Source organism: Roseateles sp. GW821-FHT09H10 (assembly GCF_059415865.1).
On the sequence record NZ_JBWKOB010000009.1, the window covers coordinates 40,247 to 53,336 of the forward strand.

Annotated in this window: 12 protein-coding genes; 8 read left to right on the forward strand and 4 right to left on the reverse strand. The window is 69.1% G+C overall.

What is annotated here, in order from left to right; genetic code table 11:
- Positions 1-59 precede the first annotated feature (59 nt).
- Positions 60-2,882 (forward strand): isoleucine--tRNA ligase, encoded by a 2,823-nt coding sequence (gene ileS, locus AC07OY_RS28455; protein ID WP_495045979.1) that lies wholly within the window; start codon positions 60-62, stop codon positions 2,880-2,882.
- Between the two features lie 6 nt (positions 2,883-2,888).
- On the opposite strand, the gene AC07OY_RS28460 is transcribed toward ileS, so the two are convergent.
- Positions 2,889-3,395 (reverse strand): DUF1269 domain-containing protein, encoded by a 507-nt coding sequence (locus tag AC07OY_RS28460; protein ID WP_495045980.1) that lies wholly within the window; start codon positions 3,393-3,395, stop codon positions 2,889-2,891.
- A gap of 117 nt (positions 3,396-3,512) precedes the next feature.
- Here AC07OY_RS28460 and lspA point away from each other — a divergent pair, with 117 nt between their 5' ends.
- Positions 3,513-4,007 (forward strand): signal peptidase II, encoded by a 495-nt coding sequence (gene lspA, locus AC07OY_RS28465; protein ID WP_495045981.1) that lies wholly within the window; start codon positions 3,513-3,515, stop codon positions 4,005-4,007.
- A gap of 83 nt (positions 4,008-4,090) precedes the next feature.
- Positions 4,091-5,560, forward strand: coding sequence for an ATP-binding protein (locus tag AC07OY_RS28470; protein ID WP_495045982.1), 1,470 nt, complete (start codon positions 4,091-4,093; stop codon positions 5,558-5,560).
- Positions 5,561-5,567: 7 nt separating this feature from the next.
- Here the strand turns inward: AC07OY_RS28470 and AC07OY_RS28475 are convergent, their stop codons facing one another.
- Entirely contained in the window at positions 5,568-6,557 is a 990-nt protein-coding gene (locus AC07OY_RS28475; protein ID WP_495045983.1) for a quinone oxidoreductase family protein, read from the reverse strand.
- A 62-nt stretch (positions 6,558-6,619) separates the two neighbouring features.
- Here AC07OY_RS28475 and AC07OY_RS28480 point away from each other — a divergent pair, with 62 nt between their 5' ends.
- The 5 genes from AC07OY_RS28480 (at position 6,620) to AC07OY_RS28500 (ending at position 11,812) form a co-directional block, all read left to right on the forward strand.
- Positions 6,620-7,522, forward strand: coding sequence for a DMT family transporter (locus AC07OY_RS28480; RefSeq protein ID WP_495045984.1), 903 nt, complete (start codon positions 6,620-6,622; stop codon positions 7,520-7,522).
- Positions 7,522-8,112 (forward strand): RluA family pseudouridine synthase, encoded by a 591-nt coding sequence (locus tag AC07OY_RS28485; protein ID WP_495045985.1) that lies wholly within the window; start codon positions 7,522-7,524, stop codon positions 8,110-8,112. The genes AC07OY_RS28480 and AC07OY_RS28485 overlap by 1 nt, the downstream gene beginning before the upstream one ends.
- 1 nt (position 8,113) lies before the next feature.
- Complete coding sequence (locus AC07OY_RS28490) at positions 8,114-8,818, forward strand: SDR family NAD(P)-dependent oxidoreductase (RefSeq protein ID WP_495045986.1); 705 nt, start codon at positions 8,114-8,116, stop codon at positions 8,816-8,818.
- 56 nt (positions 8,819-8,874) lie between these two features.
- Complete coding sequence (locus tag AC07OY_RS28495; RefSeq protein WP_495045987.1) at positions 8,875-9,726, forward strand: Tim44 domain-containing protein; 852 nt, start codon at positions 8,875-8,877, stop codon at positions 9,724-9,726.
- A gap of 82 nt (positions 9,727-9,808) precedes the next feature.
- Entirely contained in the window at positions 9,809-11,812 is a 2,004-nt protein-coding gene (locus AC07OY_RS28500; protein WP_495045988.1) for a S9 family peptidase, read from the forward strand.
- Here AC07OY_RS28500 and AC07OY_RS28505 read toward each other — a convergent pair.
- Complete coding sequence (locus tag AC07OY_RS28505) at positions 11,787-12,320, reverse strand: histidine phosphatase family protein (protein WP_495045989.1); 534 nt, start codon at positions 12,318-12,320, stop codon at positions 11,787-11,789. The genes AC07OY_RS28500 and AC07OY_RS28505 overlap by 26 nt on opposite strands.
- A 5-nt stretch (positions 12,321-12,325) precedes the next feature.
- Positions 12,326-13,087, reverse strand: a complete 762-nt coding sequence (gene cobS / locus AC07OY_RS28510) for an adenosylcobinamide-GDP ribazoletransferase (RefSeq protein WP_495045990.1) — start codon at positions 13,085-13,087, stop codon at positions 12,326-12,328.
- Positions 13,088-13,090: the final 3 nt, after the last annotated feature.

Consider the following 13,090-nt stretch of genomic DNA (forward strand, 5'->3'; position numbering starts at 1 on the left):
GCTCTTCGTTCCGCCCTCCCCGCTTCTTGATCGCCAGGCCCATCGCCTGGCCGCATGCCATGACCACCCCGGACTACCGTTCCACACTCAACCTGCCCGACACGCCCTTCCCGATGCGCGGCGACCTGCCCAAGCGCGAACCGGGCTGGGTCAAGGCTTGGGACGAGCAAGGCCTGTACAAGCGCCTGCGTGACGCGCGCTGCGGCGCTCCGAAGTTCGTACTGCACGACGGCCCGCCTTACGCCAACGGCCAGATCCACATCGGCCACGCCGCCAACAAGATCCTGAAGGACATGATCGTCAAGGCGCGCCAGCTGGCGGGCTTCGACGCGGCCTACATCCCCGGCTGGGACTGCCACGGCCTGCCCATCGAAAACCAGATCGAGAAGACCTTCGGCCGCGGCCTGCCGCGCGACGAGGTGCAGGCCAAGAGCCGCGCCTACGCCACCGAGCAGATCGACGGCCAGCGCACGGACTTCAAGCGCCTGGGCGTGCTCGGCGAATGGGACAACCCCTACAAGACGATGAACTTCGCCAACGAGGCCGGTGAGATCCGCGTCTTGAAGCGCCTGTTCGAGCGCGGTTTCGTCTACCGCGGCCTCAAGCCCGTCTACTGGTGCTTCGACTGCGGCTCGTCGCTGGCCGAGTTCGAGATCGAGTACGCCGACAAGCAGTCGCCTGCGGTCGACGTGGCCTTCCTGAGCGCCGAGCCCGAGAAGCTGGCCGCCGCCTTCGGCGTTGCACCGCTCAACAAGGACGCATTCACCGTCATCTGGACGACGACGCCGTGGACCATCCCGGCCAACCAGGCGCTCAACCTCAACCCCGAGCTGCCTTATGCGCTGGTCGACACGCCCAAGGGCTATTTCGTCATTGCCGAGGCGCTGGTGGAGAAGTGCCTGGCGCGCTGGCAGCTGGAAGGCCAGGCTGTGGCCACGGTGCCGGGCCGCAAGCTCGAGCTGCTCAAGTTCAAGCACCCGCTGGCGCACGTGCACCCCGGCTATGACCGCGAAAGCCCGGTCTACCTGGCCGACTACGCGACGGCCGAGGACGGCACCGGCGTCGTCCACTCCGCGCCCGCCTATGGCCTGGACGACTTCCAGTCCTGCGTCGCCCACGGCATGGCCTTCGACGACATCCTGAACCCCGTGCAGGGCAATGGCGCCTATGCGGCCGAGCTGCCGCTGTTCGGCGGCCAACACATCTGGAAGGCCAACCCCGTCATCGCCCAGACGCTGCTGGACAACGGCCGCCTGATGGCCCAAAGCAAGCTGACCCACAGCTACCCGCATTGCTGGCGCCACAAGACGCCCGTCATCTACCGTGCCGCGGCCCAGTGGTTTGTACGCATGGACGAAGGTGACGGCCTGTTCACGGCCGACAAGGCCCCCAAGAGCCTGCGCGAGACGGCACTGGCCGCCATCGAGGCGACCAGCTTCTACCCCGAGAACGGGCGCGCCCGCCTGCACGACATGATCGCCGGCCGGCCCGACTGGTGCATCTCGCGCCAGCGCAGCTGGGGCGTGCCCCTGCCCATCTTCCTGCACAAGGACACGGGGGAGGCGCATCCGAAGACGCTGGAGTTCATCGAGCGCGCTGCCCAGTTGGTCGAGCAGAACGGCATCGAAGCCTGGTCCAAGCTGGACGCCGCCGAGTGGCTGGGCGAAGAAGCCGCCCAGTACACCAAGGGCAACGACATCCTGGACGTCTGGTTCGACTCCGGCTCGACCTTCGAGCATGTGCTCAAGGGCAGCCACAAGGGCGCGGGCCACGAGACCGGCCCCGAGGCCGACCTCTACCTGGAAGGCCACGACCAGCACCGCGGCTGGTTCCACTCGTCGCTGCTGATCGCCTGCGCCCTCTACGGCCGTGCGCCCTACAAGGGCCTGCTGACCCATGGCTTCGTCGTCGACGGCCAGGGCCGCAAGATGAGCAAGTCCATGGGCAATGTGGTCGCGCCGCAGGCCGTGTCGGACAAGTTCGGTGCCGAGATCCTGCGCCTGTGGACGGCCGCGACCGACTATTCCGGCGACCTGGGCCTGGACGAGAAGATCCTCGCCCGCGTCGTCGACAGCTATCGACGCATCCGCAACACGCTGCGCTTCCTGCTGGCCAACGTCAGCGACTTCGATCCTGCGACGGACGCGGTGGCGGCCGAAGACCTGCTGGAAGTCGACCGCTATGCCCTGGCCCGCGCGGCCGAGCTGCAGACGGACATCCTGGCCCACTTCGAGCGCTACGAGTTCCACCCCGTCGTCGCCAAGCTGCAGGTCTACTGCTCCGAAGATCTCGGCGCCTTCTACCTCGACGTGCTGAAGGACCGCCTCTACACCACGGCGCCCAAGAGCCTGGCGCGCCGCTCGGCCCAGACGGCGCTGTGGCAGATCACCCACGCCATGCTGCGCTGGATGGCGCCCTTCCTCAGCTTCACGGCCGAGGAGGCGTGGCAGGTGTTTGCCAAGGGCGAGAGCATCTTCACCGAGACGTACTGGGACTTCGGCAAAACGGACGCCAGCCTGCTGGCCAAGTGGAATCGCATCCACGAGATCCGCGACGAGGTCAACAAGGCCATCGAGGCCGTGCGCACGACGGGCGCCGTCGGCGCCTCGCTGCAGGCCGAACTGGTGCTCAAGGTCAACGAGCAGGACCAGATGCTGCTCGCCAGCCTGGGCGACGACCTGCGCTTCGTCTTCATCACGTCGGCGGTGCGACTCGCCTCGGCGGGGGAACTGGGCGTCGTCGTCACGCCCAGCGCCCACGCCAAATGCGAGCGCTGCTGGCACTACCGCGCCGACGTCGGCAGCATTGCCGCCCACCCGACGCTTTGCGGGCGTTGCGACAGCAACCTGCACGGCGCGGGCGAGACCCGCACCGTCGCCTGAACTCGCTTACGGAAACGCCGGGACGTTGGGCTCGACCCCCTCGAAGTGCGCTTCGGGGTGGGTGCGCTCCAGCAGCTGCTCGATCTCCGTGATGCGCGTGCGCGGCACGTCGACGATGAGCAGGTACTGCCCCTCCTCGATGGCCTTTTCGAAGCGTTTCAGACGCCGGCTCGGCGTCGAGCTGCCGATCATGCTGGACGACCAGGTGCCCAGCATGGCGCCTACCGCCGCCAGGCCGATGACGACCGCCGCCGGCGAAGCCGCGCTGATCGCCATGGCGGCCGCCACGCCGCCCGCCGCGCCCAGCCCCGAACCAATCAATGCGCCGCTCTGCGCGGCCTCGACCAGGTCCGAGGTCTGCAGCACATTGGCAGCATGCAGGCCATCCATGGAAGCGCCCTCGGCAGCGACGAAATGGATGTGATGCTCGGTGATGCGGGCGAGCAACAGCTCGTCCATCGTGCGCCGCGCGCTGCTCAGATGGGGCAGCAGCCAGTAGATGCGCTTTCGCATGGCTCGTCCTCCAACGGAAACGGAAGAACTCCTCTTCTACGCCCCTTCTCCTGCGCCTACAAGCCCGAGGCCGGCGGCAAGTTACATTGACGCCCCTCGCACCGCGACCGGAATTCCATGCCCTCTCGTTCGTCGTCCTCGTCTTCCGGCCTGACCGCCTGGCTGCTGATCGCCGCCCTGATCATCCTGGCCGACCAGTTCACCAAGATCCTCGTCATCGGCGCCTTCCAGCTCGGCGATGTGCGCCCCGTGACCGGCTTCTTCAACCTGGTGCGCGCCCACAATTTCGGCGCCGCCTTCAGCTTCCTGCATGGCGCCTCGGGCTGGCAGCGCTGGTTCTTCCTCGGCCTGGGCCTGGTCGCGGCCGGTTTCATCATCTGGATGCTGCGCAAGCACGGCCAGCAGAAGCTGTTCTCCTGGGCCCTGACGCTGATCCTCGGCGGAGCCCTGGGCAATGTCATCGACCGCGCCATCCATGGCTATGTCGTCGACTTCATCCAGGTCCACGCCGGCGGCTGGTACTTCCCGGCCTTCAACGTGGCCGACGCCGCCATCAGCATCGGAGCCGTGCTGCTCATCGTCGACGAACTGCGCCGCGTACGCCGCGGTTGAGCGCAGGCGGCGGCGCGCGCACTAGTTCACGGGGCGGAGATGTGACAAGCGGTGACAATCGCGCGCCTCTCACCGTCCCCTCGATGCTCCTCGACTTCGCCAGCCTGAGCCATTACGACTGGCTCGACGTTCCCTTGTGGGTCTTCGACCCCGAACAGCAGCGCAACCTCTGGGCCAACGCTGCGGCCCTGCGCTTCTGGCATGCCGACAGCGCCGAGGAGTTCCTGTCGCGCGACTTTTCCGAGCACGGCGACGCCGTGCGCGAGCGTCTGGCCGTCACGGCGGCCGACCATGCCCAGGGCAAGATCGTCCGCGAGCAATGGACGCTGTATCCCAAGGGCGAGCCGACGACGGTGATGCTGGTCTCGCGCGGGATGCGCACGCCGGACCGCCGCCAGGTCATGCTGTTCGCGGCCGATTCCCTGGGCGGCGGCGCCGATCTCGCCATGCTGCGAGGCGTCGAGGCCCTGCAGCACACCTCGGTGCGCATCGCCGTCTTCGGCCTGGGCCAGGGCGAGTTGCTGATGCGCAACCCCGCCGCGGCCCTGACCTTCGGCGACACGCCGCCCGGCCCCGGCCAGAGCGAGTTCACCCGCCTCTTCGCCCATACCGGCGACGCCGCCAGCATCCTCGGCCGCGTGCAGCGCGGCGAGACCTGCCGGCAGGACGTCGAGCTGCTGACCCTGGCCGGCCCGCGCTGGCATGCGCTGGATGCACGCCCCATGCGCGACCCGGTCACGGGCGACACCGTCATGCTGCTCAACGCACGCGACATCGCCGACCTCAAGGCCAGCCAGGCCGCGCTGGTCGCCGCGCGCGAGGCGGCCGAGATGGCCAGCCAGGCCAAGAGCAGCTTCCTGGCGAACATGAGCCACGAGATCCGCACGCCGATGAATGGCGTGCTGGGCCTGACCGAGCTCGTGCTGCAGACCAGCGATCTCAACGAGCGCCAGCGCCGCTTCATCGGCATGGCCCACCAGTCCGCCAAGGGCCTGATGACCATCATCAACGACCTGCTGGACGTGGCCAAGATCGAGGCCGGCAAGATCGTCATCGAAGAGCAGCCCTTCAGCCTGCACGACTGCCTGGGCGAGTCACTTCAACCCCTGCTGCTGCAGGCCCACGACAAGGGCATCCAGCTGCATGCCCTCGTGCAGCCCGGCGTGCCGTCCTGGATGATCGGCGACGCGCTGCGGCTGCGCCAGGTACTGATCAACCTGATCGGCAACGCGCTGAAGTTCACCGAGCATGGCGAGGTCCGCATCGAGATCGCCATGGCCGACCCGCACGAAAACGACGGCCCCAGCCGCCTGCGCCTGCGCGTGGCCGTCACCGACACCGGCATCGGCATGACGCGCGACCAGATCGGCCAGATCTTCGACCCCTTCACCCAGGCCGACGGCAGCATCACCCGCCGCTACGGTGGCACCGGCCTGGGCCTGACCATCGTGCAGCGCCTGGTCGGCCTGATGGACGGTCAGATCGCCGTCGAGAGCGAGCCGGGTGTGGGCTCCAGTTTCAGCTTCGAGCTGCAACTGGGCCGCATCATGTAAGCCCTGTTCAGGGCAGCAGCACGGCACTGCCGAGCAACTGGCGAGCCTCGAGGTCCCGGTGCGACTGGGCTGCGTCGGCCAGCGCATAGCGCTTGTCGATGCGGATCTTGACCTGGCCGCTGGCCACCATGGCGAACAAGTCGTCGCCCATGGCCTGGGTGGCCTCGCGCGTGGCCAGGTGAGTGAACAGCGTCGGCCGCGTCACATAGACCGAGCCCTTGGCCGCCAATGTGCTCACGTTGAAGGCCGGCACCGGCCCGGAGGCGCCACCAAAGCTGGCCAGCAGGCCAAAGGGCGCCAGGCTGTTCAGCGAGCCCTCCCAGGTGTCGGCACCGACCGAGTCGTAGACGACCTTCACGCCACGCCCGCCGGTGATCTCGCGCACCTTGGCGGCGAAGTCCACGTCACGCCTGTAGTTGATGGCGTGCGTGGCGCCATGGTCCAGCGCCAGCTGGCATTTCTCGTCGCTGCCCGCGGTGCCGATGAGCTGCAGGCCCAGGGCCTTGGCCCATTGGCAGGCGATCAATCCGACGCCGCCAGCCGCCGCGTGGAAGAGCACGAAGTCGCCGGCTAGCAGACCGCCCTGGGGCAGGGTCTTGCGCAGCAGGTACTGCACCGTCAGGCCCTTGAGCATCATGGCTGCGGCCGTGTCCGTCGGGATCGCATCGGGCAGCTTGAGCACGCACTTGGCCGGCATCACGCGCGCCGTCGCATAGGCGCCCGGCGGCTGGCTGGCATAGGCGGCCCGGTCGCCGGCGCGCAGATGCGTGACGCCCTCGCCCACCGCTTCGACAACACCGGCGCCTTCCATGCCCAGTCGGGCCGGCAGCGGCAAGGGATAGCTGCCGTTGCGGTGGTAGACATCGATGTAGTTCAGGCCGCAGGCCTCATGGCGGATGCGGATCTCGCCGGGGCCTGGCGCGCCAACGTCCACGTCCACCAGCTTCAGTTGTTCCGGGCCACCCGGGGCCTCGATGACGATGGCCTTTTCACTCATGCGAAGTCTCCTGTTGCGAGGTCGGCTATCGTGCCAGCCCTTTCCGCCCTTTGTCGTTGCCGATGAAGCTGACCCCACGCCTTGCTGTGCTGCTGACGGTGCCGCCCCTGCTCTGGGCTGGCAACGCCGTCATCGGCCGCATGGTGCGCAACGACATCCCGCCGATGGCGCTGAACGCGCTGCGCTGGCTGATCGCCTTTCTGCTGCTGGCCCCGCTGGCGCGCCGCCTGCTCGCCGACCCGCGCGAAGCGCTGAAGCGCTGGCGCGGCCTGGCCTGGCTGGGCTTCCTGGGCATGGGCTGCTACAACGCGCTGCAGTACCTGGCCCTGCACACCTCGTCGCCGCTGAACGTCACGCTGATCACCGCCAGCATGCCGGTCTGGATGCTGGGCGTGGGTGCCGTCTTCTACGGCGTGAAGCCCAAGCCGCGCCAACTCGCGGGCGCGGCCCTGTCGCTGCTCGGCGTGGCCGTCGTCATTGCGCGCGGCGATCCCGCCGCCCTGCTGGCCGTTCATTTCGTGCCGGGCGACCTGCTGATGCTGGTGGCCCTGTTCACCTGGGCCATCTACTCCTGGATGCTGGCCCGGCCCGCGCCCGGCCTGCGCCCCGGCGAGAAGCCGGACTGGAACTGGGCCGAGGCGCTGATGGCCCAGCTGATGTTCGGCGTCGTCTTCTCGGGCGTGGCGGCGGGCGTCGAGCAGGTCGTCGCGCTGGCGCCCATCCACTGGAGCCCGACCCTGGTCGCCGTGTTGGCCTATGTGGCCATCTGCCCCTCGCTGATCGCCTACCGCTGCTGGGGCATGGGCGTGGCCGAGGCGGGGCCGGCGCTGGCGGGCTTCTTCGTCAACCTGACGCCGGTCTTCGCCGCCATCATTTCGGCGGCCCTGCTGGGCGTGGCGCCGGCTTGGTACCACGGCCTGGCCTTCGTGCTGATCGCCGCGGGCATCCTCGTCTCTTCACGCTGATGCGCGTGCTGCACGCCGACGATCGCCTGGTCGTCATAGCCAAACCGGCCGGCCTGCTCAGCGTGCCGGGCCGAACCGAGCCGGACTGCGCCAGCGCCCGCGTGCAGGCCCTCTACCCGGACGCGCTGATCGTGCATCGCCTCGACCAGGCGACATCGGGCCTGCTGCTGTTTGCGCGCGGCATCCAAGCCCAGCGCGAACTCAGCGCCGACTTCGCCGAGCGCCGCGTCGGCAAGCGCTACGTCGCCGTCGTGGCGGGGCATCTGCAAGGCCAGGGGCTGATCGACCTGCCCGTCGGCGCCGACTGGCCCAACCGGCCGCGCCAGCAGGTCGACCTGGAACACGGCAAGCCCTCGCAGACGCGCTGGCAGGTGCTGGCGCAGGAGGGCCAACATACGCGTGTCTCACTGGAACCGCTGACGGGCCGCAGCCACCAGCTGCGCGTGCATCTCGCCCATCTGGGACATGCCATCCTGGGGGACTCGCTGTACGCGGCGCCCGCCATCGCCGCCGCCAGCCCGCGCCTGCTGCTGCACGCCAGCGAGCTGCAGGTCGGCGGCCATCATTTCATCTGCCCACCGGAGTTCTGAAATGCATCTCTACATCATCACCGGCAGCTCCCGCGGCCTGGGCGCCGGCTTGGTCCGGCAACTGGCCCGGCCCGGCAACACCGTCATCGGCATCGCACGCAAGGCCAACCCCGAGCTGCAGGCCGAGCAATGGACGCTGGACCTCGCGGACCCGGCCGCCGCCGCCGAGCGCCTGCAGGCCTGGCTGCGCGCCCACGTGGGCTGGGCCAGCGCCACGCTGATCAACAACGCCGCCCTGCTCAGCGAACCCGGCCCGCTGGCGGCTTCCGATCTTGGTGAACTGTCCGCGGCGCTGCGCGTCGGCCTGGAGGCGCCCACGCTGCTGAGCCGCGTCTTCCTGGCCGAGACCGGCGCGGTGCCGCAGCGCCGCATCCTCAACATCTCCTCCGGCCTGGGCCGGCGCGCCATGGCCGGCAGCTCGGCCTATTGCGCCATCAAGGCGGGGCTGGATCACCTCAGCCGCGCGCTGGCGCTCGAAGAGCCCGAGGTCGGCGTCGTCTCCCTGGCGCCCGGCGTCATCGACACCGACATGCAGGTCCAGCTGCGCGGCGCCGATCCCGCCCGCTTCCCCGAGCAGACGCGCTTCCAGGGGCTGAAGGACGGCGGCCAGCTGCAGACGGCCGACAGCACGGCAGACGCGATTGTTCGCTTTCTCATGCGGCCAGACTTCGGAAAAACCGTTGTCGCTGACATCCGAGACGCTTGAAAATCCTGAACTGAGCCCGCAACTCCGGGTTCGTATTCCATTGACTGGAGACTTTCGTGAATCGCATCCTCGCCGTGACCCTGGCCGCCCTGATTGCCGTCGCGCTGCCCGTCCATGACGCCGAGGCCAAGCGCCTCGGTGGCGGCGGCATCAAGCGCAGCGTGCCCACCCAGACCTCGCCGCAGACGCCGCCGGCACAGCAGCCGGCACCGCAGCAGGCCGCCCCCGGCAAGCAGGCCGCAGCGCCCGCTGCCGCAGCGGCAGCAGCGCCCAAGCGCTCCTGGCTCGGCCCCATCGCCGGCCTGGCTGCTGGCCTGGGGCTGGCCGCGCTGGCCAGCCACCTCGGCTTCGGCGAGGGCATGGCCAACTTCATGATGCTGGCCCTGCTGGCCCTCGTGGCCTTCATGGTGATCCGCTTCGTCATGCGCCGCTTCGCCGCGCCCAAGCCGCAACTGGCCATGGCCGGTGGCGGCCATCAGTTCCAGGCGGCCCAGCCGGCCTGGAATGCCGCGCCCGCCACGGCAGCAGCGCCAGTGGCAGCGGCGTCGTCGGACTTCGACAGCGCCGGCTTCGAGAAGCTCGCCAAGCAGGTCTTCATCCGCCTGCAGGCCGCCAACGACGCGGGCGACCAGGCCGACCTGCGCCGCTTCACGACGCCGCAGATGTACGCGAGCATCCAGAGCGAGCTGCTGGAGCGCGGCAGCCAGACACAGCGCACCGAAGTGCTGCAGCTCGACGCCCGTGTCGTCGATGTGGCGACTGAGGACGGCCAGCAGATCGTCTCGGTGCGCTTCTCGGGCCTGGTGCGCGAGAAGAGCGAGCAGGCAGCCGAGAACTTCGACGAGATCTGGCACCTGGTCCAGGCCGGCGACGGCTGGCTGATCGCGGGCATCCAGCCGACGGCATGACCAACGTCACAGCGGGTTAGACCCGAGTCTGACCGGACCGAGAATGGGCGCTTCGAGCGCCCATTTTCCTTTGAGGCCCCACATGATTCGTCTGCGTCTTTCCCTCTGCGCCCTCGGCTCGGCCCTGCTGGCCGCCTGCGCCTCCACGCCCGCGCCGGCACCCGTCGTCGCGCCCAACAGCAACCTGGTCGTGCAGGGCATCCCGGCTGTGCCCCAGAGCCTGGCGGATGCCATCGGCCGCTACAACGACTTCCGCGGCCACGCCTTCTCCGACTGGCATCCGACCCAGCGCGAGATGCTGGTCAGCCACCGCAAGGCCGGCGCCAACACCGCGCAGATCTTCCGCGTGACTTCGCCCCTGGGCGAAGGCCAGCAGCTGACCGACGGCGCCGACCCCGTCACCCGCGCCACCTACGAGCCCCGCCACGGCCAGTACATGGTCTTCGAGCGTTCGACGGGCGGCAATGAAGTCGGCCAGATCTACCGCCTGCCGCTGAACCCGGCCGGCGCGCAGCCGGTGCTGCTGACCAGCCCCGACGAGCGCCATGCCATCAACACCTGGCTGCGCAAGAGCGGCCGCCTCGTCTACTCCTCGGTGCCCATCGACCGCACGGCCGAAGGCGGCAAGCGCAGCAAGATCACGACGACGCTGTGGCTGATGGACCCCGAGAAGCCCGAGGCACGCCGCAAGCTGGCCGAACTGGACGGCGGCGGCTGGGCGGCGAGCCGGCCTTCGCCCGATGAACGCACGCTGTCGCTGACCCGCTATCTGTCGGCCAATGAATCGCAGATCTGGACCCTGGACGTGGAAAGCGGCGCGACCCGGCAGGTCGCCCCGGCCGCGGGCAGCCAGGAGGCCAAGGCCAGCTACACCCCGACGGGCTGGGCACCGGATGGCCGCTCCCTGTGGATCGCCAGCGACCGCGCCGGCGAGTTCCGCGAGCTGATGAAGCTGGACCTGGCCGGCCCGAATCCAGGCCGCATCGACCGCGTCAGCGGCCACATCCCCTGGGACGTCAGCGGCGTCACGCTGACCGAGGACCGCAGCAAGCTGGCGGCGCAGTTCAATGTGGACGGCCGCGACGAGCTGCATTTCTTCGATGCCGCCACCGCCAAGGAAGTGGCGGCCCCGGCAGCCCTGCCCAACGGCAATGTGGGCGCGGCGTCCTACCACCATGGCCTCGGCGAGCTGGCCTTCTCCATCAGCAACGCCCAGGGCCCCAGCCAGATCTATTCGCTGGGCAAGGACGGCAAGGTGCAGCAATGGACGCGCGCCACGGGCGCCGTCGACACCTCGGGCTTCAGCGAACAGAAGATCGTGCGCTGGAAGAGCTTCGACGGCACGACAATCTCGGGCCTGCTGACGCCCCCGCCGAAAAAGTTCACCGGCAAGCGCCCGGTGCTGATCTCCATCCATGGCGGCCCCGAGTCCCAGGCCAGCTTCGGCTTCCTGGGCCGCAACGCCTACTACGTGCAGGAACTGGGCATGGCCCTGATCCAGCCCAACGTGCGCGGCTCCAGCGGCTATGGCAAGAGCTTCCTGGCCATGGACAACGGCTTCAAGCGCGAGGACTCCGTCAAGGACATCGGCGCCCTGCTGGACTGGATCGCCACCCAGCCCGACCTGGATGCCTCGCGCGTGCTCGTCACCGGCGGCAGCTATGGCGGCTACATGACCCTGGCCGTGGCGACCAACTACGCCGAACGGATTGCCGGCTCCATCGACGTGGTCGGCATCTCCCATTTCGTGACCTTCCTGAACAACACCGAGAGCTACCGCCGCGACCTGCGCCGCGTCGAGTACGGCGACGAGCGCGACCCGGCCATGAAGGCCCACCTCGAGAAGATCTCGCCGCTGACCAATGCGGCCCGGATCAAGAAGCCGCTGTTCGTCATCCAGGGCAAGAACGATCCGCGCGTGCCCTATACCGAGGCCGAGCAGATCGTCGAGACCGTGCGCAAGGGCGGCACGCCGGTCTGGTATCTGCGCGCCGAGAACGAGGGCCATGGCTTCCAGAAGAAGGACAACCAGGACTTCCAGTTCTATGCCACGGTGCTGTTCATGCAGCAGACGGTACTGAAGTAGCGCGGCCGTAAGGCAGCGCCGCGGGCCAGGCCTCCGAAGTGGGCGCCTGGCCTTTTTTTTCGCCGCTCCAGTGACGGGCCGTGATCCAGCCGCCGTGCCCCACCACCAGAGCACAAGGCGCCTGCCAGTGCGCCACGCGCGCCAGCAAGCTATCCAGCGACTCGCCGCCGTCGAAGTCGAAGCAGCAGAAATCGCGCATCCAGCGATCGAACTCCGCAGCCTGGATCTCGCTCCAGCGCCTGCCGTCCCAGCTGCCGAAATCCATCTCCGCCAGTGCCGGGTCCACATGCCAGCCAAAGCCCCAGCGCTTCAGCCACCGCCCGACCGCCGCCGATCTCAACAGCGGCGAGGTGACGACCTCGCGCGGCAGCCCATGGCGGCGCGCATGGGCGCGCACGCGATGAGCCAGACGCTTGGCCTTGCGCGCATCGACCGGCAGATCGGTGCGGGCACCGATGCAGCGCCCCTCGGCGCCCATCGGCTTGGGGTGGCGCCAGATGGTGAACACGGCCGTCAGAACGAGGCCGTGAAGGCCAGCAGCACGGCCATCTCGGCCAACTGCTCGGTGGCCCCCAGGCCGTCGCCGGTATAGCCGCCCAGGCGGCGCTTCAGCCACTGGCGCATCAGCAGCGCCACCGCGGCGGCCACTGCTGCCGCGAGCAGCAGGCGCGGCAGATCGACGCCGATCATGGCGAGCACAAGCAGCAGCAGGCCGCACCAGCCCAGCGCGATCGAGAAGTTGCGCGGCGCCACGGCCAGCGCGAGTGGCTTGGCCTTGGCATGGTCGGCATCGCCGCCATAGGGCAGGCTGACCATGACGCCCACCGCCGCCCCGCGCGCCAGCGCATGGCTGGCCAGCAGGGCCGCCACGGCGCCCAGCAGCGGCCGCGTCGCCAGTACCGCCAGCAGCGCCGCCCGCAGCAGCAGGCTCAGGCCCAGGGCCAGCGCACCGTAGCTGCCGATGCGCGAGTCCTTCATGATGAGCAGCGCCTTGTCGCGGGCGACGACGCCACCCAGGGCGTCGAAGGTATCGGCCAGGCCGTCCTCGTGGAAGCCGCCGGTCAGCGCGACCGTGGCCGACAAGGCCAGCACCGCGGCCACCCAGGCCGGCCACAACTGAGCCGCGCCCAGCAGCACCGTCGCGCCGACACCGCCCACCAGCAGGCCGACCAGCGGAAAGTGGCGCACGCAATCGTTCAGCCAGGCCGGCTCGAAGCGCTCCAGCCGCACCGGCAGCCGCGTCAGGAACTGCAGCGCGACAAGAAAGAGCCGCATCGG